Raw genomic sequence first — 26,755 nt, forward strand, 5'->3', positions numbered from 1 at the left:
CGACTGCCGTCAGGTGATGGCGGTTGCGGCGACCCCATCGCCGGCCGGCCTGCCATGCGCCGTCGTCGCTGTACTTGCAGCATCGATCCCGTCCGTTCCCCCCAGCACCACGCTCAAATCGACAAAGCCGTCGCGCCATGCGCGTTCCAGGTCTTGCTCCACCGCTTCCAGCGTTGTTCTTTCCACATGGTGAAAACCGCGCAAGCCATACGCCCGGTTGCGCCCGTGCGCCTTGGCCAGGTACAGCGCCATGTCGATCAGGTTGACGCTGCGTTCCCACGTGAGCGGTCGTCCCAGCGGCGCCAGCGGATAGGGCGCAAAGCCCACGGACACGTGCACCTCGATGGTCTGCCCCTGGTAGTCGATGCTTTGCGCGGCCATGCCGTTGAGGATGCGCCGCGCGATATCGTCGAGCCCGTCGCGCGCGACGGCAGGCAGGAAGGCGAGGAATTCCTCGCCGCCCCAGCGCACGATCATGTCCGTTTCGCGCAACACGTCATGCAAGGTTTCGGCGATCGTCGTCAGCACCAGGTCGCCCGCCGCATGGCCGTAACGGTCGTTGATGTGCTTGAAATGGTCGACGTCGAGCAGGAATAGCGCGCCCACGACATCGGCGCCGCCGTAGGACTGCTGCGGCTTGCCCGCATGGCTGCGCATGAATTCCTGGAAGTGGCGGCGGTTGTACAGGGCCGTCAGCGGGTCGCGCGAGCTCTGGCGCTTGAGTTCCTGGTTTTTCACCTTCAGCTGCACGTTCGCGTGGCGCACTTTGCGGTACAGCAAGCCAACGATGGCGGACGCCATGGCCAGCACCAGCGCCAGTAGCCACCACACGCGCTGCTGCAGGCGGCGGTTGTCGATTTCCGTGCTCTTGAGCTGATTTTCGCGGCTCAGCAGCTCGATCTGGCGCTGTTTCTTTTCCGCCTCATACTTTTCTTGCAGCTCATACACGGCTTTCTGCCGCTGCTTTTCGAACAGCTGGTTGGAAATGCCCCGCTCGCGGTGATACGCGGTGACGGCGCCGCGCAAATCGCCCGCCTTTTCCAGCGCCATGCCGTATTCCAGCAGCACGGCTTGCATGTCCGGCTGGTTGGCCGTGCGTTCGTAGTAGGCCAGGCCCGTGGCCACGCTTTGCTTGCCTTCCTGCAGCCGTCCCTGGCCGATCAGCGCCTGGCCGATATTGAGCCGCGCCGTCGCCTCCACCTGTTCATCGTTGAGCAGGCGCGCCGCCGTGATGGCTTCATTCGCGTAGCGCAGGGCGCGCGCGTAGTCGCCTTCCTTCAGATAGCTGTCCGACAGATTGACGAGGGTCACGGCGACCATGCCGCGCGCGCCCAGTTGGCGTTCCAGCGCCAGGGCCGCCAGCAGGGCGCGCTGGCCCCGCTGCGGCTGCTGCGCGTCGAGCGCCAGCCCGTATTCCGTGTTCTTCGCCTGCGCCATGCGGCCCGGCGATGCCAGTGTCGCGGAGACTGCCAGCAATTCGTCGAGCACCTCGAAGCCCTTGTCGTATTCGCGCATCTGCGTGTACAGCAGGGTGAGGGCATTCAGGGCGGCGGCCAGGCTGGAGGAGGATTTGCTCTGGCGCGCCAGGTCGACGGCCGCCTGCAGCTTGGCCAGCGCAAACGGGAAATTGCCTTCCTCGGCCCACGACTGGCCCGCGCTGATGGTCGCCTGCACGCGCACGGGCAAGTCGTCCGTGCGGTTGGCGATGCGCTCCGCGTCAAAGGCCAGCAGGTGCGAGGCGCGGCGCTCGTTCCGGGCAAACGTGATGTAGGCCTTGTTGAGCATGCCCTTCGCCAGCGCCACGTCGCTCTTGTTCATGCGGGCGTAGGCGATCAGCTCCTCGGCCAGCTGCATGGCGACGTCGTTCTGGCCCAGGCGCATGCGGGCGTTGCTCAATTGGGTAAGGAATTCCGCGCGCAAGGGCAAGGGGGCGCTGCGCGCCTGCGTTTCCACCTCTTGCAGGCGTTCCAGGGCGCGCGCGGGCACGAAGCGGCCATCGTCGCGCACGGCGGCAAGATACTGCTCGAGGTTGCCGACCTCGGCCTGGACGGCAGGCGGCAGCAGGCAGGCCAATACCAGCAGCCAATGCGCCTTTCGCCATGATGCCCGTCTCTGTCTGCCTGCCAACGTCCCGCTCCCGCAATGACCACCTGTCTGGAGCAGATTATATTCTGTTGCAATCAAGAAATATCATACGGTGCGCGGAAATTTGTGAAAGTGCACACGGCAGGCATTGACAAAACATTATTACTGCGCCAGCTGTTGCAGCAGGTACAGGCGCTGGTACAAGCCGCCCTCGATCTGCATCAAGGCGTCGTGCGGCCCCGCTTCCGTGATGCGGCCGTGATTGAGCACGATGATACGGTCGGCCTCGCGGATTGTCGACAGGCGGTGGGCGATGGCGATGATGGTGACCTTGCCGCGCAATTCATTGAGGGCCAGCTGCACGATCTGCTCCGTCTGGCTATCGATGCGCGACGTCGCTTCGTCGAGCAGCAAGATGCGCGGCTGGCCGGCCAGCGCGCGGGCAATCGCGATCAGCTGCTTCTGCCCCGACGACAGGCGCGAGCCGCCTTCGCCCAGCGGCGTGTCGTAGCCGTGTTCCAGCGCCGCGATGAAGTCGTGCGCATGCGCGGCGCGCGCGGCCGTCTCGATCTGCTGCTGCGTGTAACCGCGGCCCATGTCGATGTTTTCGCGCGCCGAGGCGGCCAGCAGGAAGGGGTCTTGCGGCACCAGGCCCACGTCGGCGCGGAACTGCTCGTTGTCGATGCTGTCGAGGGCGACGCCGTTGATGGCGATGCTGCCCTGCGTGACGGGGTAGAAGCGCAGCAGCAAGGAGAGCAGGGTCGACTTGCCGCTGCCCGTGTGGCCGACGATGCCGAAGAAGGCGCCCTGCGGGATGGTCAGCGACAGGTCGTGCAGCACGGGCTGGTTTTCCACATAGGCGAAGGTCAGGCGGGCGATGTCGACGGCGGGCGTGTTGCCATCGTTGACGGCATGGCGCGCGGCCGGAGCGGTTTTGCCCGGCGCGTGTTCCAGCGCCTGCGCTTCGTCCAGCAGGGCCGAGACGCGCGCCGTGGCCACCACCGACTGCTGCAGCTGGCTAAATTGCATCGTGATCTGGATCAGCGGTTCGATCACGCGCGCGATGTAGCTGATGAACGCATACAGCACGCCCACTTCCACGGCGCCCATCTCGCGCCGGCCGAAGCTGAAGATGACGACGGCCAGCAGCACGATGTTGAGCATGTCGAGCGCGGGGCGCAGCAGCCAGGCGTTGGCGCGCAATTCCTGCATGCGCGCCGTGTAGTGGTCCTGGTTGATGCCCGTGAAGCGCGCGCCGAAGCGCTTTTCCGCGTTATTCGCCTGCAGCACGCTCATGCCGCCGATCGATTCGGCGATCTGGCCATTGATCTCGCTGCGCAGGGCGCGCGCGCGCGTGACGGCCGGCGCGCTCCAGCGCTGGTACAGGAAGACGATGAGCAGCACGGCCGGCAGCAGGGCCAGCACGATCAGCATCAATCGCCAATCGAGGAAGGCCATGGCGGCCATGGTGCCGATCAGGACGATGGAGCTGTCGAGGATGACGAACAGCACCTGCACGTACAGCGATTTCACCGCTTCCGTGTCGTTGGTGACGCGGCTGACCAGCTGGCCCGTGATGGCGCGGTCGAAGAAGGCCATGGGCAGGCGCAGCACGTGCTGGTAGACGGTTTCGCGCAGGCGCTGCACCGAACGCATGGCCAGGCCGGACAGGCGCACCAGCTGCAGATAGCGCAGGCCGGAAGCGACCCAGCCCGTCAGCAGGCAGCCGCCCAGCAGCAGCGACATGCGCGTCCAGTCCAGGTGGCGCGGCAGCAGGTGCTGGTCGATCAGGGCCTTGCCCAGGATCGGTCCCGTCACTTCGAGGGCGGCGGCGATAATCAGCCAGAACGTGGCCCAGTATAAATGGCGCAGGTCCGGTGCGGCGGCGCGGCGCAGCAGGCCGATCGCCTGCACGGCCTGGCGGCGCACGGATTGCGTGGCGGTGGTGGCTTGGTCGTTCTTAGATGGCATCGAGGCTGGCCTCCAGTTGTTGATAGCGCCACTGGCTGGCGTACCAGCCGTCGCGCTGCATCAGCGCGTCGTGGTTGCCCGTTTCCGTGACGTGGCCATCGCGCAGCACCAGGATCAGGTCCGCGTTGACGACGGCGCTCAGGCGGTGGCTGGCGATGATGGCGCTGCGCTCGGGGCGCTTGCGGCGCAATTCCTCCAGATGCTGCAGGATGCGCGTTTCCGTGCCCGTGTCGACGGCGGACAGCGCATCATCGAGCAGCAGCAAGCCGTTGTCGGCCAGGAGGGCGCGGGCAATCGCCACGCGCTGGCGCTGGCCGCCGGACAGGGTGATGCCCTTTTCGCCCACATGCGTTTGATATCCGTCCGGGAACTGCAAGATGTCGGCGTGGATGTCGGCCAGCTGCGCCGCCCGTTCCACTTCCTCGCGCGTGGCGCCGGGGCGGGCCAGGGCGATATTGTCGGCGATGGTGGCGGAGAATAAAAAGGACTCCTGCGGCACCCAGCTGATGGCTGCGCGCAGCGCATGCAGGGTATAGGCGGCCAGCGGCTGGCCGCTCCACGTGGCCGTGCCCGATTGCGGCGTGACCTGGCGCAGCAGCACGCGCAGCAGGGTCGATTTGCCGCTGCCCGTGGGACCGACCAGGCCCAGGGTCTGGCCCGGCTGCAACAGCAGCGAAATGCCGGACAGGGCCGGTGCCGTCTGGCCCGCATAGGCAAAGCCGATGTCCTGCAATTGCAGGGGGCCGGGCGTCAGCGTGGCGATGCTGCCATGGTCGTCGATGGCCAGCGGCGCGTCGAGCATCGGCTGCAGGCGCTGCCAGGCGGCGCGGCCCCGTTCGATCAATGACAGCACCCAGCCGGCGGCGAACATGGGCCAGATCAGCTGGCCCAGGTACATGGAAAAGCTCGTCAGCGCGCCGATGGTCAGCTGGTTTTGCCACACGAGGTAGCCGCCCAGGCCCAGGGTCAGCGCCGTGGCCGCCGTCAGGGTCAGGCCGACGGCCGGTTCATACGCCGCTTCCCAGCGCTGCGCCGTCAGGCTGGCGTTGGCCGCGTGGCCGGCCAGGGTGGAAAACTGCTGGCTGCTGCGCTCTTCCAGGCCCAGCGCGCGCAGGGTGCGCACGCCCGACAGCGATTCCTGCACGTGGTCGTTCAGCGCGGAAAAGCGTTTCAGCGAATCCGTGGACGCCGTATGGATATGGCTGGAAATGCGCCAGAAGGCCAGTCCCATCAGGGGGAAGGGCAAGAGGGCGATGCAGGCCAGGCGCCAGTCCACGCCCAGCAGCATGATGCCGAGCACCATCAGCAGGGTCAGGGTGCCGTCGAAACCGGCCAGCATGGCTTCGCCGGCGGCCATTTCGATGGCGTCGATGTCGTTCGTCGCCAGCGCCATCAGGTCGCCCGTGCGCTGGTTCTGGTAGAACGACGCGCCTTGCTGCGACATGCGCGTGTAGAAGCGCGTGCGCAGCATCACGCCCAGCTGGTAGGCGGCCTTGAACAGGGTGATGCGCCAGCCCACGCGCAGGAAATAGATGACGACGCCGACGGCGAGCAGGGTCAGCAGCTCAAGCCACAGTTCGGCGGCCGTCATGCGGTGCGCGGCCAGCGCGTCGATGATGGCGCCCACGCGGCGCGGAATCCAGACGGTCAGTGTTGCCACGCCTGTCAGCATGACGGCGGCGGCGGCATACGCCGGCCAATGCTGACGCACGAAGCCGGCGATGAGCCTCGATAAACTCATGGTTACCTTTTGTTTTGAGTAATGGGGTGTCGCGGGGCGGAAGGGCGGGCACGCGGACGGAAAGTACGCGTAGGATACAACAAGGTAGAAAAGCGCGCTGTGGACGAGCACGCAAAAAACGGGCCGTAGCCCGTTGTTTTGCTGCGTCAGTGCCGCGCGCGCGGCTTACTTGCGGCCGCTGCCTTTGCCGCCGCCCAGCATGTCGAGCTGTTTCGATGGCGTGCCCTTGGGCGCAGCCTTGGCTGCCGGCGCAGCGGCGTGCTTCACGGCGGCCTTGGCCACGGTCTTGCCGGCGGTGCTGGCTGGCTTGGCGGCCGGTTTACTCGAAGGAAATGGTTTCGCGGCTGGCTTGGCCGGTGCTGGCGCGGCGGCTTTCGCTGGTGCCGCGGCGGGGGCAGGTGCGTGCTTGGCCGCTTCAGGCTTGGCTGCCGGTTTCGCTTCGACGGCTTTCACGGCGGGCTTGTCGGCAACCTTGGCAGGTGCTGCCGCCGGCTTGGCTGCCGGGGCGGCAACAGCGGCTGGCGCTGGCGCGGCCTTGGCTACTTCGGCAGGTTTGGCCACTTCGGCCGGCTTGGCGGCAACTGGGGCGGGCGCCGCTGCCGGCGCAGGTGCTGGCACAGGTGCAGGTGCGACGACGGCCAGCGCGGGCTTGGCTGCGGCAGGAGCAGGAGCGGTTGCGGCGGCAGGGGCGGCCGCATCGAGGCGGGCCTTGGCCGAGGCCAGCAATTCCGCCTGGGTGCTCGAGGCGATGCCGAACAGCTGGCGGCTGTAGGCCAGCACGCTTTCGATATTCGGCTGCGCCTGGCTGGTGCTGTAGCTGAAGAAGTCGCGCGGGTCCTGCGTGACCAGCAGCTGCTGCGCCGTTTCCGCCGTGTGCGAGATGGCGGCCTTGCCGGCGTTCAGGTTCAGGGCGATGATTTTTTCGGCGCTTTCAAAGACTTTACTGGTCAGGAGGCTGAAGATTTGCAGCTGGTTTTCCAGTTGCGACTTGGCGGCGCTGGAAATGTGTTCAGGAAGCGGAAACATATTTACTCCTTTATACGGATTAAAATGCTGGCAAAACGCTCTGCAAAATCCCGAAAACCAGAGTTGGCCGCGTTTTGTAAAGTGGGTAGCGTGCTGAATAGCTGATCATAGACTTTTTATGATGCAACGCAATATGAATATTCTAGCGGTGATTCGAGTTAGTTGAAAGTTATTTTCTCAAGGGCGTGCGCCGTGTGCTTGCCCTATTCATGCGCCTGGTGGCATTTGCGGGAAGTTTGCGCGCGCGCAAGGTGTTGCCAGAGAATCTATGGCTACGCTCTTGCCAGTGGCTGGTCTCTTGCACTGCAGCATCCGTGGGAAGTATATAAAATGGCAATTAGCTGGAAGCACCAGACATAGTCGTCAACCGAAGGAGTGTCCGCATGGACCTAGTCATCCGCAATGCCAGCCTGCCCGACGGGCGCCGCGCCATCGATATCGCCATCGAGGGCGGCCGCATCGCCGCCGTCGGCCCCGCCTTGCCCTTGACGGGCGCGCGCGAGATCGACGCCGCCGGCGACCTCGTCACGCCGCCCTTCGTCGACGCCCACTTCCACATGGACGCCACGCTCAGCTACGGCCTGCCGCGCGTGAATGCCTCCGGCACCCTGCTCGAAGGCATCGCCCTGTGGGGCGAGCTGAAACCGCAGCTGACGCAGGACGCGCTGGTCGAACGCGCCCTGCAGTATTGCGACTGGGCCGTGGCGCGTGGCTTGCTGGCGATCCGCTCGCACGTGGATATCTGCGACCCGCGCCTGCTGGCCGTCGAAGCGCTGCTCGACGTCAAGCGGCAGGTCGCGCCTTACCTGGACTTGCAACTGGTGGCCTTTCCGCAGGACGGCATCCTGCGCAGTCCCGGCGCCTTCGATAATTTAAAGCGCGCGATCGCCATGGGCGTCGACGTGGTGGGCGGCATCCCGCATTTCGAGCGCACCATGGCCGACGGCGCGGAATCCGTGCGCCTGCTGTGCGAATTTGCCTGTGAGCGTGGCCTGATGGTCGACATGCATTGCGACGAATCGGACGACCCGCTGTCGCGCCACATCGAAACCCTGGCCTTCCACGCCCAGCGCCTCGGCATGCAGGGCAGGGTGACGGGCTCGCACCTGACCTCCATGCACTCGATGGACAATTATTATGTGAGCAAACTGCTGCCCCTGATCCGCGAGGCGGGCGTGGCGGCCATCGCCAACCCCCTCATCAACATCACCCTGCAGGCGCGCCACGATACGTATCCGAAGCGGCGCGGCATGACGCGCGTGCCCGAGATGCTGGCCGCCGGCATTCCCGTCGCCTTCGGCCACGACTGCGTGATGGACCCGTGGTACAGCCTCGGTTCCGGCGACATGCTGGAAGTGGCGCACATGGGTTTGCACGTGGCGCAGATGACGGGCCAGCAGGCGATGCACGAGTGCTTCCTGGCCGTCACCGAGACGCCGGCCGCCATCCTGGGCCTGGACGGCTACGGCATCGCGCCCGGCTGCCACGCGGACTTGCTGATCCTCGACTGCGGCTCCACGGTGGAAGCGCTGCGCCTGCGCGCGGCGCGGCGCCTGGTGCTGCGCCGGGGGAAAGTCGTCAGCGAGGCGCCGCGCGCGCAATCGCGCCTGCACCTGCCGGGGCGGCCCGACAGTGTGAACTTCCGCCTGGGGCGCTGATACAATCGGCCATCACTTGTCATTGGGAGCACCGCCTTGAAAGAAATTGATATCCGCCCGGCCAATGAAGCCGATTTCGACGCCATGTGGGCCATCTTCCAGGTCCTGGTGGCCGCTGGCGACACCTATACCTTCCCCGCCGATACCTCGCGCGAAGAGTGCCACGCCTACTGGTTCGGTCCCGGCGTGCAAAGCTTCGTCGCCGTGATGGGCAGCGAGCGCCTGTTGGGCATGTACAAGCTGGTGGCGAACCAGCCGGGTCATGGATCGCACGTGGCCAATGCCTCGTTCATGGTCGATCCCGCCGCGCAAGGCGTGGGCGTGGGCCGCCTGATGGGCGTGCACTGCATGGAAGAGGCGCGCCGCGCGGGCTACCTGGCGATGCAGTTCAACTTCGTCGTCAGCACCAACCTGGCCGCCGTCACCCTGTGGAAAAAACTGGGCTTCACGGTGGTCGCCACCCTGCCGCTGGCCTACCGCCACGCGCAGCTGGGCTATGTCGACGCCTACGTGATGTACCAGCTGCTGACCGACCCGATGCAGTGGCCGGCATGAGCGGCGCCATGACAGCGCCGGTCACCGTCATCGAGACGCCCCGTCTGCGCCTGCGCACGGCCGCCCTGGACGATGCTGCCTTCTACATGGAGCTGGTCAACGACCCGTCGTGGATCGCCAACATCGGCCAGCGCAACATCCACACGCTGGAAGCGGCCCGCGCCGCGCTGGAGTCGGGACCGATGGCGCAGTTCCGCGAACACGGTTATTCGCTGTACATCGTCGAACGCCGCAGCGATGGCGCGCCCGTGGGCATGGCCGGCCTGGTGCGCCGCGACAGCCTGCCCGGTCCCGATATCGGCTATGCCGTGCGCCCCGCCTACTGGGGCCAGGGCTATGCCTGGGAGGCGGCGGCCGCCATCGTGCGGCATGCACAGCATGTGCTGCGCCTGCCCACCCTGTACGGCATCACCTCGCTGCAGAACCAGGCGTCGATCAATCTGCTCAACAAGCTGGGGCTGCGCTTCGAGCGCTTTACGCGCCGCCAGCCGGATGGCAAGGATACGAATGTCTACCGCCGCGATTTTCGTCTGGATTGAATGGACAAGGCGTATCGTCAGGCTGAAAAATAGTATTTAAAATCTGGCCGCTTTTGTAGTGGTGGCGCGCAGTCTTTGTTTTTATAGTTGGCATACCGGTGGAAGACCGCCGGACTATAAAAACTGGAGACTCGTGATGAAAATCGTTACTGCTATTGCATGGGGCGGCATCATGTCCGCCGCCTGCGCGTCGATGCCGGCGGCATTGGCGCAAAGCTGCTCGGTGCCCGTCCTCAAGGTGCTGGCGCAAAAAAGCCTGGGCCTGACCGTGATGGAAAAGACCCTGGCCGAGTATGAAAAGAAAAACGGCACCAAGGTGCAGATCAGCTATTTCGGCGAAAACGACCGCCGCTCCAAGGCCAGGCTCGATGCCTCCACCAAGGCCGGCTCCTACCAGATCTATTACATCGACGAAGCCAACGTGGCTGAATTTGCCACGGCCGGCTGGGTCGTCCCCCTGCTCAAATACCTGCCCAAGGATGCCGATTACGACGACTTCCTGCCGGGCCGCCGCGCCGTCGCCTCTTACAAGGGCGTGGCGTATTTCGCGCCCCTGATCGGCGGCAGCGACTTCCTGTTCTACCGCCGCGACCTGCTGGAAAAGGCCGGCATCGCCGTGCCGAAGACGCTCGACGAACTGGTCGCCGCCGTGAAAAAACTCAACAACCCGCCGAACGTGTATGGCTGGGCGGCGCGGGGCCAGCGCGGCTCGGGCATGAATGTGTGGCGCTGGGCGCCGTTCATGCTGGCCGCCGGCGGCAAGTGGGAAAACAATGGCGTGCCGGCCTTCAATTCGCCGCAGGCCGTGAAAGCCACCACCCTGTACCGCGAGCTGTTCAAGTATTCGCCGCCGGGCGGCGCCACCTACGACTGGAGCAATGCGCTCGAAGCATTCAGGTCGGGCAAGGTGGCCTTCATGATCGAATCGACGCCGTTCGCCGACTGGATGGAAGACCCGAAAAAATCCTCGGTGGTCGACAAGGTGGGCTATGTGCGCCCGCCATCGCCGCTGCCATCGGCCGCGTATGGCCACGGCCTGGCTATCTCCGCCACAGGCGCCAGGGATGAATGCACGCGCCAGGCGGCCGGCAAGTTCATCGCATGGGCCACGGGCAAGGAGCAGGAACAGGCGCGCCTGAAGGACAACGTTTTCAGCGACTACAACCGCAGCAGCACCATCGCCAGCGAGTACTTCCGCAAGCACGTCAAGCCGCAGATCCAGGCGGGCCTGACGGACACCACGCCCGTCTCGCGCGTCACCATCTGGCCCAGCCCCGAGTGGCCGGACATCGGCGACAACCTGGGCGTCGTGCTGGAAGAAGTGTTTACGGGCACGCGCGGCGACGTGCAAAGCGCGCTCGATGAAGCCAACGAGTACGCGACGGAGGTAATGCAGCGGGCGCAGAAGAGAAAGTAAACCGCATGCCGTTTGGCCGCCGTTCTTCAAGACGGCGGCCAGCTTCCCTGTGCCTGACAGTCCGTTGCGAGAGTCTCTCCTATGCCGCATACCATCCGCAAGAAACGCCACACCTGGCTGCCGGCCGTCTTTCTGACGCTGCCGCTGCTGGTCCTGCTGATCCTGGGCCTGGTGCCCAGCATCGCCGCCATCAACCTGGCCCTGCAAAACCGCGTGCTGCGCTACAGCGACAGCGACTACGTCGGCTTTGCCAATTTTCTCCGCCTGTTCGGCGACCGCCGCTTCCTCAATGCCGTGCAGGTGTCGGCCATCTGGGAAGTGGTCACCGTGGCCGGCTCGCTGCTCGTCGGCGTGCTGCTGGCCGTGTTCCTGTTCGAGAAAGTCAAGGGACGCACGCGTGACGTCATCGCGCTGCTCTTGATCGTGCCCGTGCTGCTGCCGCGCGTGTCGGCCGCCTTCATCTGGAAGTTCATGTACTCGCCGCTGATGGGCATCCTCAACTGGCTGCTCGAATGCGTGGGCCTGGGCGGCACGGCCTTGCTGTCCGACCCCGCCACGGCCCTGTACGCGGTGGCGCTGGTCGATATCTGGCAGTGGGGGCTGTTCTTCGGCGCCGTCATCCTGAAGCTGCTGGAAACCCTGCCCGCCGAACCGCTGGAAGCGGCGCGCCTCGATTACGCCAGCACGCTCCAGGTGTATGCCTACATCGCGCTGCCGATGCTCAAGGTACCGATCATGAGCCTCGTGTTCATCAAGATGGTCGAGTCGCTGCGCTCGTTCGACCTGATCTACGTGATGACCAAGGGCGGCCCCGGCATCTCCACCGAAACGCTGGACATGTACGCGTATGCGCAAGGCATCGGCCTGATGGGCAAGGTGTCGTACGCATCGAGCATGGCCGTGCTGATGATGCTGGCCACGACTGTCATCTTCACTCTACTCTGGAAGCGGGTCGCCAAATGGGAAAACTGACTATTCGGCGCGGCGTTGGCGCCGTCACCACCACCGCCATCACCACCGTGATTATCCTGGTGGCGCTGTTTCCCATCCTGTGGGCCGTGCTCAATTCCTTCAAGGAGCTGATGGACATCGTCACGCCCGTGCCGCGCTTTTTCTTCAGCCCGACCCTGGCCAATTACCAGCAGGTGCTGGCCAGCCCGGAAGTGCTGACGGGGCTGGGCAACAGCGTGGCGATCGTCGGCGTGGCCGTGTTGCTGGGCGCCGTGCTGGGCGTGCCGGCCGCGTATGCGATCGCCCGCTATCCGATTCCTGCGAAGAAGGATATCCAGTTCTTCCTGCTGTCCCTGCGCTTTTTGCCGCCGGTGGCCGTGGCCATTCCGCTGATCTCGATCTGGATCGATCTGGGCCTGTACGACTCGCGCCTGTCGATGGTGGTGACGTATCTGCTGGTGACCCTGTCGACCATCATCTGGCTGTCGATTCCCGCCTTTGCCCGCATCCCGAAGGAGATCGAGGAAGCGGCCGCGCTGGACGGCTATGGCCCCTACCAGGTGTTCTGGCACGTGGCCCTGCCGGTAGCGTCGAAGACCCTGATGGGCGGCATCGTCTTCAGTTTCGTGCTGGTCTGGAATGAACTGATGATCGCGCTGGCGCTCACCTCGTCGAAAAGCATGACCCTGCCCGTGGTGGCGTCGGCGTTTACCTCGATGGGCCAGGAAGTGCCGTGGGGCGTGGTGAACGCTTCCACCGTGCTGCTGGCGCTGCCGCCGCTGCTGTTCGTCGGCATCCTGGGACGGCTGCTCAACTCCATGCTCAAACATAAATAAGGAATTCATCATGCAAGCACTCGTTTTGGAACAGGCGGAAAAAATCACCTTGCGCGACATCGACATGCCGCTCGCCGTCGGCCCGCGCGACGTGAAGATCAAGATTCATACTGTCGGCATCTGCGGCAGCGACGTGCATTACTTCAAGCACGGCAAGATCGGTCCCTTCGCCGTCGAAGCGCCGATGGTGCTCGGCCACGAAGCGTCCGGCGTGGTGGCGGAAGTGGGAGAAGATGTGACGCATTTGAAAGTGGGCGACCGCGTCTGCATGGAGCCGGGCGTGCCGCAGTTCGATTCGCCCGCCACCATGCGCGGCCTGTACAACCTCGATCCGGCCGTGCGTTTCTGGGCAACGCCGCCCATCCACGGCTGCCTCACGCCGTACGTCGTGCATCCGGCCACGTTCACCTTCAAGCTGCCCGACAACGTCAGCTTCGGCGAAGGCGCCATCGTCGAGCCGCTGGCCATCGGACTGCAGGCGGCGAAGAAGGCGGCCATCAAGCCGGGCGACGTGGCGGTGGTCATCGGCGCCGGCACCATCGGCGCCATGACTGCGCTGGCCGCGCTGGCGGGCGGCTGCTCGCGCGTGATCCTGGCCGACCTGGTGCCGGAAAAGCTGGCCCTGTTCGTCGATAACGCCGCCGTGAGCACGGTCGACGTGCGCCAGGCCAGCCTGGCCGACACGGTGCGCGAGGCCACCGATGGCTGGGGCGCCGACATCGTCTTCGAGGCCAGCGGCAGCATGCGCGCCTATGACCACATCGTCGACCTGCTGTGCCCGAACGGCTGCCTGGTGCTGGTCGGCATGCCGCCGGATAAGGTGCCTTTCGATATCGTCGCTATCCAGGCCAAGGAAGTGCGCATCGAATCCGTCTTCCGCTACGCGAACATCTTCCCGCGCGCCATCGCCTTGCTGGCCTCGGGCAAGATCGACGTGAAGCCCTTCATTTCGCGCACCTTCGGCTTTGCCGACGGCGTGCGGGCGTTCGAGGAAGCGGCCCAGGGCCACCCGCGCGACGTCAAGATACAAATCGAACTGGCAGGAGACTGATCATGGCAAACATCGCCTGCAGGCAGCTGCACAAGACCTATGACCAGAAGACGGCCGTGCTGCAGCCGTTCGACCTGGAAATCGCCGACGGCGAGTTCATCGTCCTGCTGGGGCCTTCGGGCTGCGGCAAGTCGACCCTGCTGCGCATGATCGCGGGCCTGGAAGACATCAGTGGCGGCGAGCTGCACATCGGCGGTGCCATCGTCAACGATTTGCCGCCCCGCGCGCGCAACGTGGCGATGGTGTTCCAGAACTACGCGCTGTATCCGCACATGACGGTGTACGACAATATCGCCTTCGGCTTGCGCCGCCTGAAGGTGCCGAACGACGAGATCGAGCGCCGCGTGCGCGAGGTGGCGGCCATCCTCAGCCTGGACAGCCTGCTGGAACGCAAGCCGCGCGCCATGTCGGGCGGCCAGCAGCAGCGCACGGCCATCGCGCGCGCCATGATCAAGACGCCGCAGGTGTTCCTGTTCGACGAACCGCTGTCGAACCTCGATGCCAAGCTGCGCGCGCAGCTGCGCGCCGACATCAAGCGATTGCACCGGCGCCTGCGCACCACCACCCTGTACGTCACGCACGACCAGTTGGAAGCCATGACCCTGGCCGACCGCGTGGTGCTGATGAAGGGCGGACATATCGAGCAGATCGGCACGCCGGCGGAACTGTACAACCATCCGCGCACCCTGTTCGCGGCAGGGTTCATCGGCACCCCGGCCATGAACTTCATCGATGGCGTCGTCGAAAAAGACGGCGGGCAAACGCTGCTCGTGTGCGCCGGCTACCGCTGGCCATTGATGTCGCCCCGCTTCGCGGCGCTGCAGGCGGGGGCGCGCGTGGTCTTCGGCCTGCGCCCGAATCATTTGCGGGCGGCGCAAGTGCCGGCACAAACGCAGCAGCCGTCAGGCACGCATGGCCTGGCGTGCGTGATCGACCTCGTCGAGCTGCTGGGAGCCGAAGCGCTGATCAGCTTCCAGTGCGGCGCCTTGAGCCTGTCTGCCCTGCTGCCGGCGAATGCGGCCAACAGCGCGGCGCAGGTGGGCCAGACCCTGGCGCTGGCCTTCGATGAAGAGCACATGCACCTGTTCGACGCCGACAGCGGGCTAGCCGTGGCGGTCGGTGCTCACTAAGTGGTTAGAATAGCTGGCAACGAGACCGCGCAAGGGAACTGCCGTGACGCCTGACCTGGAACTGATCCACAAACCGATCCACGAATCGTTTCGCGCGTGGGCGCACGGCTTTCCGCACACCGTGGCGAAATGGCATTTTCATCCCGAGTACGAACTGCACTTCATCATCACATCGAATGGCAAATTTTTTATCGGCGACCATATCGGCAGTTACGGGGCGGGCAATCTGATCTTGACGGGGCCGAACCTGCCGCATAACTGGGTCAGCGAACTGCCGGAAGGCGTAGTGCTGCCCGAGCGCGACCTGGTGCTGCAGTTTTCCAGCGATTTCATCGAACGTTGCGCGCTGCTGTTCCCGGAAATGGCGCCCCTGAAATCCCTGCTGGGCGAGGCCGCCAGGGGCTTGCAGTTTCCCGATGCGCTGGGCCTGCGCCTGGTGCCGCTGATGAAGGAATTGACGACGGCGCAGGGCTTGCGCCGCGTCGAACTGTTTACGCGCCTGTTCGGCGAACTGTGCGACTGCCGCGAGCGGCGGCCCCTGGCCAGCGTCAGCTACCTGGCGCAGGCGGGCCGCTACATGTCGTCGACCATCAACCTGGTGCTGGCCTACATCAAGCAGAACATCACGCTCGATTTTTGCGAGCAGGACGTGGCCGACGTGGCGGAGATGAACACCTTGAAATTCACGCGTTTTTTCCGCAAGCATACGGGCACGTCCTTCATTCAATACGTGAACCAGGAGCGCATCGCGCTGGCCTGCGAGCTGCTGATGAACACGGACATGAAGGTCACCGATATCTGCTACCGCACGGGATTCAACAACCTTTCCAATTTCAACCGCCAGTTTTTGGCGCACAAGCAGATGTCGCCGTCGAAGTTCCGCTCCTGCCTGCTGATGAACATGCCCGAGCCGTCCGGCGACGGCCATCCTTAACTCTCTTTTGGAATCAAATGACTTATCTCGGTATCGATATCGGCACTTCCGAAGTCAAGGCCATCCTCACCGATGACGCGCAGACCATCCTTGCCAGCGCTGGTGTGGTCCTGCGCGTCTCCAGCCCCCATCCCGGCTGGTCGGAACAGAATCCCGAAGACTGGTGGCACGCCACCCTGGACGTGATCGCCGCCATCCGCGCCGCGCAGCCGGTGGCGTTTTCGGGCTTGCGCGGCATCGCCCTGTCGGGCCAGATGCATGGCGCCACCCTGCTCGACAAGCAGCAGCACGTGCTGCGCGCGGCCATCCTGTGGAACGACACGCGCGCCTTTGCCGAATGCGTGGAACTCGAGGCGCTCGTGCCCGAGTCGCGCGCCATCACGGGCAACCAGGCCATGCCCGGTTTCACGGCGCCCAAGCTGCTGTGGCTGCAAAAGTACGAGCCATCGCTGTTCCGCGCCACGGCCAAGGTCCTGCTGCCCAAGGATTACGTGGCCCTGCGCCTGACGGGCGAGTATGTGTCCGACATGTCCGACGCTTCCGGCACCCTGTGGCTGGACGTGGCCAAACGCGACTGGTCCGAGCGCATGCTGGCGGCCACGGGCCTCTCGCGCGAGCACATGCCGCGCCTGGTGGAAGGCAGCCATGCCGCCGCGCAGGTGCGGCCCTCGCTGTGCCAGGAATGGGGCATCGCGCATGCGGTCGTGCTGGCCGGCGGCGCGGGCGATAACGCCGCGGCGGCTGTCGGCCTGGGCGTGGTGGAGCCGGGCGCCGGCCTGCTGTCGCTGGGGACTTCGGGCGTGCTGTTCGCCGGCAGCGACGGCTTCGCGCCCAATCCGGGCCAGGGAGTGCACGCGTTCTGCCATTGCCTGCCCGAGCGCTGGCACCAGATGAGCGTGATCCTCAGCGCCGCGTCCAGCCTCAGCTGGGTGGCGCGGCTGACGCAGTCGAACGACATCGGCGAATTGGTGACGCTGGCGGAAAACGTCGAGGCGCGCACGGCCCCCGTCTTCCTGCCTTACCTGAGCGGCGAGCGCACGCCGCACAACGACGCCACGGCGCGCGGCGTGTTTTTCGGTTTGTCGACGGAGCACGGGCGCGCGGAACTGGCCTACAGCGTGATGGAAGGCGTGGCCTTTGCCATGGCCGACGGCAATGCGGCCCTGCGCAGCGCCGGCACGCATCTGGAAGAGGCGTCGTTCGTGGGCGGCGGCTCGCGCAGCCGCTTCTGGGCCCAGCTGTGCGCAAATGCCTCGGGCTTGCGGGTGCTGCGCCACGACCATGGCGTGGCCGGCGGCACTCTGGGCGCGGCGCGCCTGGCGCAGATGGCGGCGACGGGCTTGCCGCCCGCGCAGGTGTGCACGCGCCCGGCCGTGCAGGAAACGGTGGCGCCGCAGGCGTGCGGCGTGCTCGATGAGCGCCTGGCACGCTACCGGCGTTTATATCCGCTGCTGCGCGAGGAGTTCGCGGGCGCGGCGGCGCGCTGACGGAGCCGGCAAGATTGCCTGCCGGACTATGCTGTGGGCGCGGGAATATGGCCAGACAGTCAATCTTCCCGTGTAATTTGTTGTTTCTATGTTGAAAGTGTTTCTCTAGCGAAAGCGCCGCTTGGTTTTTCACGGGGCACGCCGCATGATTTCCGTATTCGGTGAGAATTGGATAGATTTGGCGGCGTCTTTGTTGCCATCCTGTTCTTGCCGCCGGGAGAAACACATGCAACTCGCGAATCTGAAAATCTCCGTCCGCCTGGGTCTGTTGGGCGCCTTCTTCTTTCTTGCGCTGGTGTTCGTCGGCGCGCGCGGCTGGAGCGCGCTCGACGCGGCCAGCGCGCGCGGCAACGAAGCCATGCAGCGCTCCGTGGCCCTGACGGAAGCCGTCGACGCGGCGCGCAGCGCGCAGGTGGAATTCAAGATCCAGGTGCAGGAATGGAAAAACATCCTGCTGCGCGGCGGCGATGCGGCCGCCTTCCAGCGCTACCGCGAAGCGTTCGTCGCCAGCGGCGCGCAGACGCGCAAGGAATTGAAAGGCCTGCAGGCCATGATGGAGGCGTTGAAACTCGATACGGCGCCCGTGGAGCATGCGCTGCAGGCGCACGACGCGCTCGGCGTGAGCTACCTGGCGGCGCTGCAAAAGTATGATGGCGCGCGCGCCGACAGCGCCCAGACGGTCGATGCGCTGGTCAAGGGCATGGACCGCGAACCGACGCGCCAGATCGACGCCATCGTCGCGGCCATCGGCAAGCAGTCGCACAGCCTGATGGCGCAGATGAAGGAGCAGGATGACGCCGCGCACCGCAGCGCCAGCATCGTCATGCTGGCCACCGTGCTGGTGACCCTGGTGGTCGGCAGCGTCACCGTGTGGTGGCTGATCCGCAGCATCACCGTGCCGCTGGGTGCGGCCGTCGGCATCGCCCAGCAAGTGGCGGCCGGCGACCTGCGCGACGTGGTGGCCGATGGCAGCCGCGATGAAATCGGCGACCTGCTGCGGGCCCTGAAAGCGATGAGCGGCAACCTGGCCGCCATCGTCGGCAGGGTGCGCGCCGGCACGGACGCCATCGCCACGGCGTCCGGTGAAATCGCCAGCGGCAATATGGACCTGTCGTCGCGCACGGAGGAACAGGCCAGTTCGCTGGAAGAGACGGCCGCCTCGATGATCGAGCTGACCACCACCGTGCGGCAGAATAACGACAATGCCGACCAGGCGCGCCAGCTGGCCGGCGGCGCGTCCGACGTGGCGCAGCGCGGCGGCGCGGCCGTGGCGCAGGTGGTGCAGACCATGAACCATATCAATGCCTCCTCGAAGCGCATCGTCGACATCATCGCCGTCATCGACGGCATCGCTTTCCAGACGAATATCCTGGCCCTGAATGCGGCCGTGGAAGCGGCGCGCGCGGGCGAGCAGGGACGCGGCTTCGCCGTCGTGGCCAGCGAAGTGCGCAGCCTGGCGCACCGCTCGGCCGCGGCGGCCATGGAAATCAAGCAGCTGATCGGCGAATCCGTGCGCACGGTGGAAGAGGGCAGCGTGCTGGCCGGCCAGGCGGGGCGCACGATGGATGAGGTGGTGAGCAGCGTGCAGCGCGTGAACGCCATCATCGGCGAGATCGCCGTGGCCAGCGTGGAGCAGCGCGACGGCATCGAGCAGATCAGCATCGCCATCAGCCAGATGGATGGCGTGACGCAGCAGAATGCGGCCCTGGTGGAGCAGGCCGCCGCCGCCGCGGACGCGCTGCAGCAGCAGGCGGCCAGCCTGGCCGACGCCGTCAGCATCTTCAAGCTGCACGGGACGCCCGGTGTGGCGCTACCTGCCGGCGCCGCCCTGGCCCGCACGCTGTCGCTGGCCTGAAACAGGCATGCCCTGCGCCGCTTGATGCCAGTCAAGCGGCGCTTGATCAGGCAAATATCGCGCCGAAATTCTTATACTATTTCCTTTCAGCATGTATCTGCGCCCGGCCGCATGGCGCGTGTTGCAAAGGAAAACCATGTCCCGACCTTTCCGCCTGCCGGGTGACGCATGACGGCGCTGCTGCTGGCGCTGTGCCTGTGCCTGGCCGTGACGCTGAGCGTGCTGCTGGCCAGCCAGTGGCAGGCGGCGCGCATGTGGCGCATGCGCCATGCGACCGGCGCGGTGCTGCAGGCGGCGCAGGCGCAGCGCATGGCGGATGCGCTGGCGCTGCTGCATGCATTGCCGGCGGCCATCGTCGGCACCGACCACGACGGCGTGGTGCAGTACCTGAATCCCCGTGCCAGCGCCATGGGGGGCTTGCTGGGCGACGATGGCCTGGGCCAGCCCGTGACCGAGCTGCTGCCGCTGTTCCATGACGGCACGCCCATCGACGCGGCGCGCCAGGTGCGCGACTGCGTGGCGCGCCAGGAAGTGCTGGAGGTGGCGCGCGGCGCCGTGCTGCTGCGCCATCTCGACGGCAAGCGCATCGACGTGCAGTACAGCTGCGCGCCGCTGGCGCAGGGCGGCGCGGTGCTGCTGCTGCACGACGTGTCGGCCCGCCGGCGCGCCGAGCAGCAGCTGGAATTCATCGCCCACCATGATGGTTTGACGGGACTGCCGAACCGCCTGCATTTCCAGATTCGCTTCGAGCACGGCATCGCCTACGCGCGCCGCCACCAGGGTTTGCTGGCCGTGCTGTTCGTCGATATCGACCGTTTTAAATCCATCAATGACAGCCTGGGGCACGACGTGGGCGACCAGGTGCTGACGGAGTTCGCGCGCCGGGTGCAGCAGTGCGTGCGCAAGGTCGATACGGTGGCGCGCCAGGGCGGCGACGAATTCATCATCCTGCTGACGGAACTGCGCACGGCGCACGATGCCGAGCGGGTGGCCGAAAAAATCGTCGCCGCCATCGCCGCGCCCTTCGTCATCGGCGAGTACAGCCTGTCGGTGGCGGCCAGCGTGGGCGTGGCCCTGTACCCGGACGACGACGACGACGTCAATGCGCTGATCGAAAAGGCCGACCTGGCCATGTATGCGGCCAAGCGCCACGCGCCCGGTACCTGTCTGCGCTATGCCGCGCGCATGCAGACGCAGACGTATTCGCGCACCATCCTCGAGACGGCCCTGCGCCACGCGCTCGAACGCGATGAATTCGTCCTGTTCTACCAGCCGCGCATGGACTTGAGGAAGCGCAGGATCACGGGCGTGAAGGCGCTGCTGCGCTGGAAGCACCCGGAACTGGGCTTGATGATGCCGCTCGACTTCTTGCCGGTGCTGGAGGAAAGCGCCCTGATCCTGCCGGTGGGAGCGTGGGTGATGGCCACGGCGGTGGAACAGGCGCGCAGCTGGATCGCGCAGGGGCAGATGCTGACCGTGTCCGTCAGCCTGTCGGCGCGCCAGTTCTACCAGCGCGATATCGCGCGCAATTTCGCCGCGGCGCTGGAGGCGGCCGGCGTGCCGGGCCATTGCATCGAGCTGGAAATCGCCGCCGGCATCCTGATCGACAGCAACCAGAACTGCGAATTGATACTGCGCCAGTTCCGCCAGCTGGGCATGGCGATCGCCATCAGCGATTTCGGCACGGGCGACGCGTCGCTCACTTACCTGAAACGCTTTCCCACGGATGCCGTGAAGATCGAAAAGTGCTTCGTCGACGACCTGGGCAAGCCCGGCGGCGACGGCGCCATGGTGCGCGCCATCGTGGCGATGGCGCGCACGCTGGGGCTGCGCACCATCGCCGGCGGCGTGGAAAGCGGCGAGCAGCTGGAACTGCTGGCCGAGATGGGCTGCGACGAGGCGTTCGGCTATTTTCTCGGCCGCGCCATGGCGCCCGAGGGCATCGAGGAGCTGCTCAAGTCGCCTAGCCCGGCCTGACGGACAGTGCCGCCAGCAGCACGGCGGCCAGCAGGGCGGCCACGCCGATCACGCGCGCCAGGCGCATGGCCTGGTGCGGCGCATACGGCAGCAGCCAGATCAGCAGCAAGCCGCAGCCCGTCAGGCTGCCGACCCAGTAGACGAGGCCATAGCCGCCGCCGGCGAGGTGCATGGCCCAGGCCAGGCCGGCCGCCAGCGCCAGCCAGCCCGTCCACTGCAGGCGGCGGCGCAGCGGGGCGGGCGGTTCGGTGCCGCGCCCGTGCAGGTCGGCGTAGTGGCGGTCCATGGCCAGGCACAGCGAGGACAGGCCCGCGTAGCACAGCGCGAAGACGAGGAAATTGGCTAACAGTTCCATCACGCGACCTCCATCGTCGTCGGCGCCGGCTTGGCCGGTGCTGGTTTGGAGGTTTTCACGGGCAGCGGTTTCAATTTGAACGCCGCATACGCGAGGCCCAGGCCCAGCACCAGCACCACCAGGTCGAAGGCGGCCACCGCCACGGGGCCGCGCCCCAGGAACAGGGTCACGCCCAGGTGCGAATGGGTGGTGAAGACGTTCAGCACGGGCAGCGCCGCCAGCAGGAAGGCGCCGGCGGCCAGCTGCATGCGCCACATGGCGCGCGACGGGCGCAGCTGGGCGATGATGGCGGCCAGGGCCCAGGCGCCGAAGAAGCAGGCGATTTCCTCTTTCGAGCGTTCCTCCATCGCCGCCGGCAGCAGGCGGTTGGCCCAGAAGTAGGCGCCGAAGGCGATCGGGATGCCGGCGATGGCGCCGATGTTGAGCGCTTCGACCAGGCGCAGGCCGAAGCTGGCGCGCTTGCCGGCGGCCAGCGCCTTGGCCTGCTTCTGGCGCGTCTTGACGGCCCACAGCAGGGCGCCCGTGGCGACCATGGCGCAGCCGGCCAGGCCTGACAGGAAAAACAGGGCGCGCAGCAGCGGGCCGCCGAAATGCGCGACGTGCAGGCCGACCATCACGCCGTGCGTGGCGGCTGCACCGGGCTGCGCCTCGCCATCGGTCGACAGCAGCTTGCCGGACACGCCATCGAATTCCATCGATGGCTGCTTCGACGACATATCGCGTCCGCCCGCGCGCGTCAGCGTGATGGTGGCGTTGGCGTCGCCCGGGTGGTTGACGGAGATGCGCTCGACCTTGCCGCCCCATTGCTGTTCCGCCTGGCGCACGAGGGGCGCGATCGGCGTCAGCGGCGCGGCCACGCCGGCCGGCTTGCTGTCGCCCGAGCGGCCCGGAAAGGCTTCGGCGAAGAAGGCGTCCTGGTCGCCCTTGTAGGCGGCCGTGGCGCCGGACGGCATGTACAGGAACATCAAGGTGACCAGGCCCGTGTAGGTGATCATGATGTGGTAGGGCAGGGCCAGCACGGCCGTCACATTGTGCGCGTCGAGCCACGAGCGCTGACCCTTTTTCGGCCGGAAGGTAAACAGGTCCTTGAAGATGCGCTTGTGCGTGACGATGCCGCTGATGATGGAGACGAACATGAACATGGCGCAGAAACCCACGATCCAGCGGCCCCAGATGGCCGGCATGTAGTGCAGGTCGAAATGCAGGCGGTAGAGGAATTCGCCACCACGCGTCTCGCGCGGCTTCGATAGCACCTGGCCCGTGGCCGGATCGGCTTTTTCGCTATGAAAATTGCCGCGCCGTCCGCGTTTCTTTTCGCCCGGTTGCGACGGCTTGCTCCAGCCCAGCTGCGTGGCGGGGCTGCGCTCGCCGGGCAGGCTGATGAACCAGCGCGTGGCGCCGTCGGCCCGCTCTTCCATCGCCTGCTGCGCGACCTTGGCCGCTTCCTCGGTGCTCACTTCGCTGGCGGCGGCGCCGTGCAGCTCGGGCTGCATCCACAAGGTGATTTCATTGCGGTAGTAACTGGCCGTGCCGGCGCAAAACACCAGCAGCAAGATCCAGCAGACGAGCAGGCCGGACCAGGTGTGCAGCCATGCCATCGACTGGCGGAAACCTTCTTTCATGCGAGACTCCAGGATAGTGCGCCCATCGACTGCAGGATGGCGGCGATGACGGCGGCCGGAATCAGGAGACCCAGCCAGGCGCGCAGGGCGCTGCGCGTGGCGAAGACCCACATCACGGCGCAGGTGTAGATGGCAAACGACAGCAGGGTGGCCGTCATGACGGCTTCGGAACGGGCCATGGGCAGGCTCACCGACAGCAGCATGGTGACCAGTGCGGCCAGCACGTAGCCGCCAGCGATGGCGGCCACGCTGCGCGACGCTACGCCGAGGCGGTACATGACCCCGGCGGAGAGCCGCAGGCGCGGCATTTTAATGATGGCAGGCGCTTGCATGGTCAGTCGTGATCCTTGCTCGGCGGCTGGGCCGGGCCGGCCGGCAGCGGCGTCACGCCTTGCGGCTGCACCAGGCTCAGGGTGGTCACGAACATGGCCTTGTCATACGCTTGCGCGCCGCGCTGGCCGGCCGTCTTGTCCGTGTGCTGCACTTCCAGCACATACGTGCCTTGCCACGGCAGCGCGAAGCTGACCAGGCCTTGCGCATCGCTCCACGCTTCCTTGCCCCAGCCCGACTGCACCACGGCGTTGACCTTGGCCTGCGCCAGCGGCTTGCCCTGGTAGCTGACCTGGAACTGGCCCGGCGTGCCGGTCGGTACCAGGTCCAGCGTCAGCGCGGGCGCTTGCGCCCTGGCGTCGGCGATCAGGCGCGCGGCCGGCACCCACACGGTGCGCGTGGTCTTGCCCTCTTTTTTCTCTTCCCACGACGGGTAGGCGTTTTCCTCGACGATGATGCTTTCGCCGGCGCCCACCTTGCCATTGAGGAGGAAGGCGCCGGCCGTCTTGCTGGCCTGCAGCGGCTGCGCCCCCTTGGCCGACAGCCACGTCACGTTCTTGATGCTGAACTTGTCCAGCAGGCCGGGCGACGCTTCGCGCAGGTTGTCGCCGAATTCGCCGAAGTACACGCTGGCCGCCTTGGCGTCCTGCTGCAGCCAGATCTGGTGCGCGCTGGCGCTGCCGCAGGCGAGGGCGGCGCCCAGCAGGGCAGTGGCGAGGGCGCCGGGGCGCGCGATGGAAGCGATGTGCATGGTGTATCCCTTATCTTGTTATGTGAGTGGAAAAAACGGCCGGCGGTGCATCAGTACTGGTAGCGCAGGTTCAGCGCCACGTTGCGCGGCTCGCCGTAATAGCCGCCGTTATAGAAGCCCACGCGGCGGAAATACGTCTTGTCGAACAGGTTGTTGACGTTCAGGCTGGCCGACAGTTTCGCGCTGATCTGGTAGCGCGCCATCAGGTTGGCCAGCACGTAGCTGCCCTGGCTGACGCGGATCTTGCTCTTGTTCGGCAGGGTGGCCATCGTCCAGATCTCGCTCTGCCAGTTCAAGCCGCCGCCGATGGTCAGGTTCTGCAGCTCGCCCGGCAGGCGGTAGGTGGTCGAAACGCGCAGCATATTGGTCGGCTGGATGGTGTTGGTCACCACGCCCTTGCCCGTCTTCGAGCTGCTGTGCGTGTAGCCGGCGAACAGCTGCCAGCCGCGCAAGGGGCTGCCCGACACTTCCGCTTCGTACCCTTTGCTCTTCGTGCCCTTGCCCGTCGAGACATAAGGGCGGCTGCCATCCGGCAGCACGAAGGTCGGCGGCACCGACTTGTCTTCCTCGCCCAGATTGTCCTGCTTCGCTTCATACACGGCGAACGAGGCATTCACGGCGCCGTCGAAAAATTCGCTCTTCACGCCCGCTTCCACGTTGCTGCCCGTGATCGGGTCGAGGAAGGCATTGCCCTTGTCCTTCAGGTTCTGCGGCTTGAACAGGTCCGTGTAGCTGGCGTACAGCGACGTGCTCTTGCTCATGTCGAGCACCAGGCCCGCGTATGGCGTGACGACATCGTCCGTCTTGTAGGCCGAGCTGCGTTTCACAAAACGGCCCTGGGTATCGTAGCGGTCGTTATACGTTTCCCATTTGGAGACGCGCGCGCCGGCCAGCACCTTGAAGTTATCCATGACGTTGATGCGCGTGGCGATGAAGGCACCCGACTGTCTGGTGGTGGCGACGTCGCGCGCACCCGTGCGCGTGAGCACCGGCTCGGGCACGTCGCCCGTCCAGTTGCGGAAGTCGGGGATGGTGGTGGCGAATGGCAGCGGATCGGGCAGCAAGGTTTCATTCGTCGTGCCCTTTCGCTTCCAGCCGTTCACGCCCAGCACCAGGTCGTGCCGGCGGCCGAATAGGGCGAAGCTGCCATTGGCCGACAGGTCGAAGTTGTCCTGCTTTTCCTCGTAGGGGAAGGCGCCGCTCCAGACTTCCAGGCCGCTGCCGTCGCGTTTCGGATAGCCGCTGCCGCCGTAGAACAGCTTGCCGTTCGAGGAGCTGTCCAGGCGCCCGTAGGCGGCCTTGAGCTTCCAGTCGCTGGCGAAGCGGTGTTCGAGGTAGACGTACTTGTTCTGGAACTCGCGCTCCCAGCTGCTCCACTTGGCCGCCATATTGAACGAGCGGGGCATGTTGGCCGGCGTGCCGTCCGCGAAGAACAATGGCGTGGTGCCCCAGCTCGTGCCTTTCGGCGTGTTCTTTTGATAGTCGATGCCGGCCGTGAGCAACGTTGCAGGCGTCAGGTCCGCCTCGACGATGACGGCGCCCGCCAGCTTGCGTTCCTTGTACAGGTCCATGTAGGAATGGCGGTTCTGGCCGGCCACGACGACGCGCCCGCGGATGCTGCCGTCCGCATTCAGCGGTGCGCTGATGTCGCCTTCGAGCCGCACCTTGCTCCAGGAACCGACGGTCAGGCCGGCCGAGGCGGAAAATTCCTTGCCGGGACGCTTGTGCAGCATGTTGATGGTGGCCGAGGGGTCGCCATTGCCGCTGACCAGGCCCGTCGCGCCGCGCACGATTTCGATGCGGTCATAGATGGCCGTGTCGAACAGCGCGTTCGATCCGGAATTGACGGCCACGCCGTCAATCTGGTAATTGCCGATGGAAAAGCCGCGTGCCGAAAAGTTCGTGCGTTCGCTGTCGTTTTCCTGCACCGTCACGCCCGTCGATTGCACCAGCACCTCGGCCAGGCTGTTCAAGCCCATGTCGTCCATGCGCTGGCGCGTCACCACGGAAATCGATTGCGGCGTTTCGCGCATCGACAGGCCCATGCGCGTGGCCGTGGCCATCTGTCTGGTGGTGTAGGAACCCGTGTGCTCGGTCGATGCCTTGTCCTGCTGGCCCAGCACCTTGATTTCACCCAGCGTGGCTTCCTCGGGCTTGGCGCTCGTATCGGCGGCCAGCGCCGTGCCCGCGCCCAGCGCCGCCGTCAGCAGGGCCGAATGTACGGCGATGACCAGTGGCCGGATGCGCAATGCAGGGAGGGCGGGGAAAATCGTGGCGGCAACGCTGCCGGCTAACGAACGTGTTCGTGCCATGAAACATCCTTCTTCTCGTGCGCCTGCCGTCGTGCGGCACGCTTTATTGGTAGGGGAAGGCTTGCTTGGCGGTGGTGCCTGGCTGGCGCAGCATGTCATCCAGCCGCGCATCAGTCAGGCGACTGCGTGTAGACTCGGGAGCGAGTCAAATGTGAATGAGAACTATTCTTAT

General features: G+C 65.8%; 21 protein-coding genes. 12 read left to right on the forward strand and 9 right to left on the reverse strand.

The window, feature by feature from the left end:
• Nucleotides 1-9: 9 nt before the first annotated feature.
• The 4 genes from ACQ4WQ_RS00940 to ACQ4WQ_RS00955 form a co-directional block, all read right to left on the reverse strand.
• Nucleotides 10-2,073 (reverse strand): sensor domain-containing diguanylate cyclase, encoded by a 2,064-nt coding sequence (locus ACQ4WQ_RS00940; RefSeq protein WP_436494070.1) that lies wholly within the window; start codon nucleotides 2,071-2,073, stop codon nucleotides 10-12.
• Between the two features lie 174 nt (nucleotides 2,074-2,247).
• Complete coding sequence (locus ACQ4WQ_RS00945; protein ID WP_436494072.1) at nucleotides 2,248-4,056, reverse strand: ABC transporter ATP-binding protein; 1,809 nt, start codon at nucleotides 4,054-4,056, stop codon at nucleotides 2,248-2,250.
• Nucleotides 4,046-5,797: an ABC transporter ATP-binding protein gene (locus tag ACQ4WQ_RS00950; RefSeq protein ID WP_436494074.1), complete on the reverse strand. Its 1,752-nt coding sequence runs from the start codon at nucleotides 5,795-5,797 to the stop codon at nucleotides 4,046-4,048. The genes ACQ4WQ_RS00945 and ACQ4WQ_RS00950 overlap by 11 nt, the downstream gene beginning before the upstream one ends.
• 165 nt (nucleotides 5,798-5,962) lie before the next feature.
• Nucleotides 5,963-6,823: a phasin family protein gene (locus ACQ4WQ_RS00955; RefSeq protein WP_436494076.1), complete on the reverse strand. Its 861-nt coding sequence runs from the start codon at nucleotides 6,821-6,823 to the stop codon at nucleotides 5,963-5,965.
• Between the two features lie 383 nt (nucleotides 6,824-7,206).
• Here ACQ4WQ_RS00955 and ACQ4WQ_RS00960 point away from each other — a divergent pair, with 383 nt between their 5' ends.
• The 12 genes from ACQ4WQ_RS00960 (at nucleotide 7,207) to ACQ4WQ_RS01015 (ending at nucleotide 21,213) form a co-directional block, all read left to right on the forward strand.
• Complete coding sequence (locus ACQ4WQ_RS00960; protein WP_436494078.1) at nucleotides 7,207-8,481, forward strand: amidohydrolase family protein; 1,275 nt, start codon at nucleotides 7,207-7,209, stop codon at nucleotides 8,479-8,481.
• A 36-nt stretch (nucleotides 8,482-8,517) separates the two neighbouring features.
• Complete coding sequence (locus ACQ4WQ_RS00965; protein WP_070289184.1) at nucleotides 8,518-9,036, forward strand: GNAT family N-acetyltransferase; 519 nt, start codon at nucleotides 8,518-8,520, stop codon at nucleotides 9,034-9,036.
• An 8-nt stretch (nucleotides 9,037-9,044) separates the two neighbouring features.
• A complete protein-coding gene (locus tag ACQ4WQ_RS00970; RefSeq protein ID WP_436494081.1) occupies nucleotides 9,045-9,575 on the forward strand; it encodes a GNAT family N-acetyltransferase in 531 nt (176 codons plus the stop codon).
• A 172-nt stretch (nucleotides 9,576-9,747) separates the two neighbouring features.
• A complete protein-coding gene (locus ACQ4WQ_RS00975; RefSeq protein ID WP_436495930.1) occupies nucleotides 9,748-10,992 on the forward strand; it encodes an ABC transporter substrate-binding protein in 1,245 nt (414 codons plus the stop codon).
• An 81-nt stretch (nucleotides 10,993-11,073) separates the two neighbouring features.
• The gene (locus ACQ4WQ_RS00980; protein ID WP_326458973.1) at nucleotides 11,074-11,964 is read left to right on the forward strand and encodes a carbohydrate ABC transporter permease; all 891 of its coding nucleotides are present in this window, start codon (nucleotides 11,074-11,076) and stop codon (nucleotides 11,962-11,964) included.
• Nucleotides 11,952-12,779: a carbohydrate ABC transporter permease gene (locus ACQ4WQ_RS00985; RefSeq protein WP_436494083.1), complete on the forward strand. Its 828-nt coding sequence runs from the start codon at nucleotides 11,952-11,954 to the stop codon at nucleotides 12,777-12,779. Before ACQ4WQ_RS00980 ends, ACQ4WQ_RS00985 begins: the two co-directional genes overlap by 13 nt.
• 10 nt (nucleotides 12,780-12,789) lie before the next feature.
• Entirely contained in the window at nucleotides 12,790-13,830 is a 1,041-nt protein-coding gene (locus ACQ4WQ_RS00990; RefSeq protein ID WP_436494085.1) for an NAD(P)-dependent alcohol dehydrogenase, read from the forward strand.
• A gap of 2 nt (nucleotides 13,831-13,832) precedes the next feature.
• Nucleotides 13,833-14,960 carry an ABC transporter ATP-binding protein gene (locus ACQ4WQ_RS00995; RefSeq protein ID WP_436494087.1) on the forward strand — a complete coding sequence of 376 codons (1,128 nt, stop codon included), beginning with the start codon at nucleotides 13,833-13,835 and terminating at the stop codon, nucleotides 14,958-14,960.
• A 43-nt stretch (nucleotides 14,961-15,003) separates the two neighbouring features.
• On the forward strand, nucleotides 15,004-15,894 hold the full coding sequence (locus ACQ4WQ_RS01000; protein WP_326458970.1) for an AraC family transcriptional regulator: 891 nt from the start codon (nucleotides 15,004-15,006) through the stop codon (nucleotides 15,892-15,894).
• Between the two features lie 17 nt (nucleotides 15,895-15,911).
• Entirely contained in the window at nucleotides 15,912-17,381 is a 1,470-nt protein-coding gene (gene xylB / locus ACQ4WQ_RS01005) for a xylulokinase (protein ID WP_436494089.1), read from the forward strand.
• A 226-nt stretch (nucleotides 17,382-17,607) separates the two neighbouring features.
• Entirely contained in the window at nucleotides 17,608-19,236 is a 1,629-nt protein-coding gene (locus ACQ4WQ_RS01010; RefSeq protein ID WP_436494091.1) for a methyl-accepting chemotaxis protein, read from the forward strand.
• 168 nt (nucleotides 19,237-19,404) lie between these two features.
• Complete coding sequence (locus tag ACQ4WQ_RS01015; protein ID WP_436494093.1) at nucleotides 19,405-21,213, forward strand: putative bifunctional diguanylate cyclase/phosphodiesterase; 1,809 nt, start codon at nucleotides 19,405-19,407, stop codon at nucleotides 21,211-21,213.
• Here ACQ4WQ_RS01015 and ACQ4WQ_RS01020 read toward each other — a convergent pair.
• The 5 genes from ACQ4WQ_RS01020 to ACQ4WQ_RS01040 are packed head-to-tail and all read right to left on the reverse strand — an operon-like array spanning nucleotide 21,200 to nucleotide 26,583.
• On the reverse strand, nucleotides 21,200-21,568 hold the full coding sequence (locus ACQ4WQ_RS01020) for a DUF3325 domain-containing protein (RefSeq protein ID WP_436495932.1): 369 nt from the start codon (nucleotides 21,566-21,568) through the stop codon (nucleotides 21,200-21,202). The two genes, ACQ4WQ_RS01015 and ACQ4WQ_RS01020, sit on opposite strands and share 14 nt — an antisense overlap.
• Nucleotides 21,568-23,190, reverse strand: a complete 1,623-nt coding sequence (locus ACQ4WQ_RS01025) for a PepSY-associated TM helix domain-containing protein (protein WP_436494095.1) — start codon at nucleotides 23,188-23,190, stop codon at nucleotides 21,568-21,570. The genes ACQ4WQ_RS01020 and ACQ4WQ_RS01025 overlap by 1 nt, the downstream gene beginning before the upstream one ends.
• On the reverse strand, nucleotides 23,187-23,522 hold the full coding sequence (locus tag ACQ4WQ_RS01030) for a DUF3649 domain-containing protein (RefSeq protein ID WP_409027966.1): 336 nt from the start codon (nucleotides 23,520-23,522) through the stop codon (nucleotides 23,187-23,189). The genes ACQ4WQ_RS01025 and ACQ4WQ_RS01030 overlap by 4 nt, the downstream gene beginning before the upstream one ends.
• A 2-nt stretch (nucleotides 23,523-23,524) precedes the next feature.
• Nucleotides 23,525-24,271 carry a DUF4198 domain-containing protein gene (locus ACQ4WQ_RS01035; protein ID WP_436494097.1) on the reverse strand — a complete coding sequence of 249 codons (747 nt, stop codon included), beginning with the start codon at nucleotides 24,269-24,271 and terminating at the stop codon, nucleotides 23,525-23,527.
• A 50-nt stretch (nucleotides 24,272-24,321) separates the two neighbouring features.
• Nucleotides 24,322-26,583 (reverse strand): TonB-dependent siderophore receptor, encoded by a 2,262-nt coding sequence (locus ACQ4WQ_RS01040; protein ID WP_436494099.1) that lies wholly within the window; start codon nucleotides 26,581-26,583, stop codon nucleotides 24,322-24,324.
• Nucleotides 26,584-26,755: the final 172 nt, after the last annotated feature.

Origin of the sequence: Janthinobacterium goodfellowi, from assembly GCF_051380695.1 — a bacterium.
In the GTDB taxonomy this organism is placed as follows: domain Bacteria; phylum Pseudomonadota; class Gammaproteobacteria; order Burkholderiales; family Burkholderiaceae_D; genus Janthinobacterium.

Bases quoted from the DNA above. Each gene is read 5' to 3' on its own strand.
- ACQ4WQ_RS00970 (WP_436494081.1), top strand. From the start codon at position 9,045: ATGACAGCGCCGGTCACCGTCATCGAGACGCCCCGTCTGCGCCTGCGC.
- ACQ4WQ_RS01020 (WP_436495932.1), bottom strand. From the start codon at position 21,568: ATGGAACTGTTAGCCAATTTCCTCGTCTTCGCGCTGTGCTACGCGGGC.
- ACQ4WQ_RS00960 (WP_436494078.1), top strand. From the start codon at position 7,207: ATGGACCTAGTCATCCGCAATGCCAGCCTGCCCGACGGGCGCCGCGCC.
- ACQ4WQ_RS00995 (WP_436494087.1), top strand. From the start codon at position 13,833: ATGGCAAACATCGCCTGCAGGCAGCTGCACAAGACCTATGACCAGAAG.
- ACQ4WQ_RS01015 (WP_436494093.1), top strand. From the start codon at position 19,405: ATGACGGCGCTGCTGCTGGCGCTGTGCCTGTGCCTGGCCGTGACGCTG.
- ACQ4WQ_RS00955 (WP_436494076.1), bottom strand. From the start codon at position 6,823: ATGTTTCCGCTTCCTGAACACATTTCCAGCGCCGCCAAGTCGCAACTG.
- ACQ4WQ_RS01025 (WP_436494095.1), bottom strand. From the start codon at position 23,190: ATGAAAGAAGGTTTCCGCCAGTCGATGGCATGGCTGCACACCTGGTCC.
- ACQ4WQ_RS00980 (WP_326458973.1), top strand. From the start codon at position 11,074: ATGCCGCATACCATCCGCAAGAAACGCCACACCTGGCTGCCGGCCGTC.
- ACQ4WQ_RS00985 (WP_436494083.1), top strand. From the start codon at position 11,952: ATGGGAAAACTGACTATTCGGCGCGGCGTTGGCGCCGTCACCACCACC.
- ACQ4WQ_RS01035 (WP_436494097.1), bottom strand. From the start codon at position 24,271: ATGCACATCGCTTCCATCGCGCGCCCCGGCGCCCTCGCCACTGCCCTG.
- ACQ4WQ_RS00945 (WP_436494072.1), bottom strand. From the start codon at position 4,056: ATGCCATCTAAGAACGACCAAGCCACCACCGCCACGCAATCCGTGCGC.
- xylB (WP_436494089.1), top strand. From the start codon at position 15,912: ATGACTTATCTCGGTATCGATATCGGCACTTCCGAAGTCAAGGCCATC.
- ACQ4WQ_RS00975 (WP_436495930.1), top strand. From the start codon at position 9,748: ATGTCCGCCGCCTGCGCGTCGATGCCGGCGGCATTGGCGCAAAGCTGC.
- ACQ4WQ_RS00950 (WP_436494074.1), bottom strand. From the start codon at position 5,797: ATGAGTTTATCGAGGCTCATCGCCGGCTTCGTGCGTCAGCATTGGCCG.
- ACQ4WQ_RS01010 (WP_436494091.1), top strand. From the start codon at position 17,608: ATGCAACTCGCGAATCTGAAAATCTCCGTCCGCCTGGGTCTGTTGGGC.
- ACQ4WQ_RS01030 (WP_409027966.1), bottom strand. From the start codon at position 23,522: ATGCAAGCGCCTGCCATCATTAAAATGCCGCGCCTGCGGCTCTCCGCC.
- ACQ4WQ_RS01040 (WP_436494099.1), bottom strand. From the start codon at position 26,583: ATGGCACGAACACGTTCGTTAGCCGGCAGCGTTGCCGCCACGATTTTC.
- ACQ4WQ_RS00990 (WP_436494085.1), top strand. From the start codon at position 12,790: ATGCAAGCACTCGTTTTGGAACAGGCGGAAAAAATCACCTTGCGCGAC.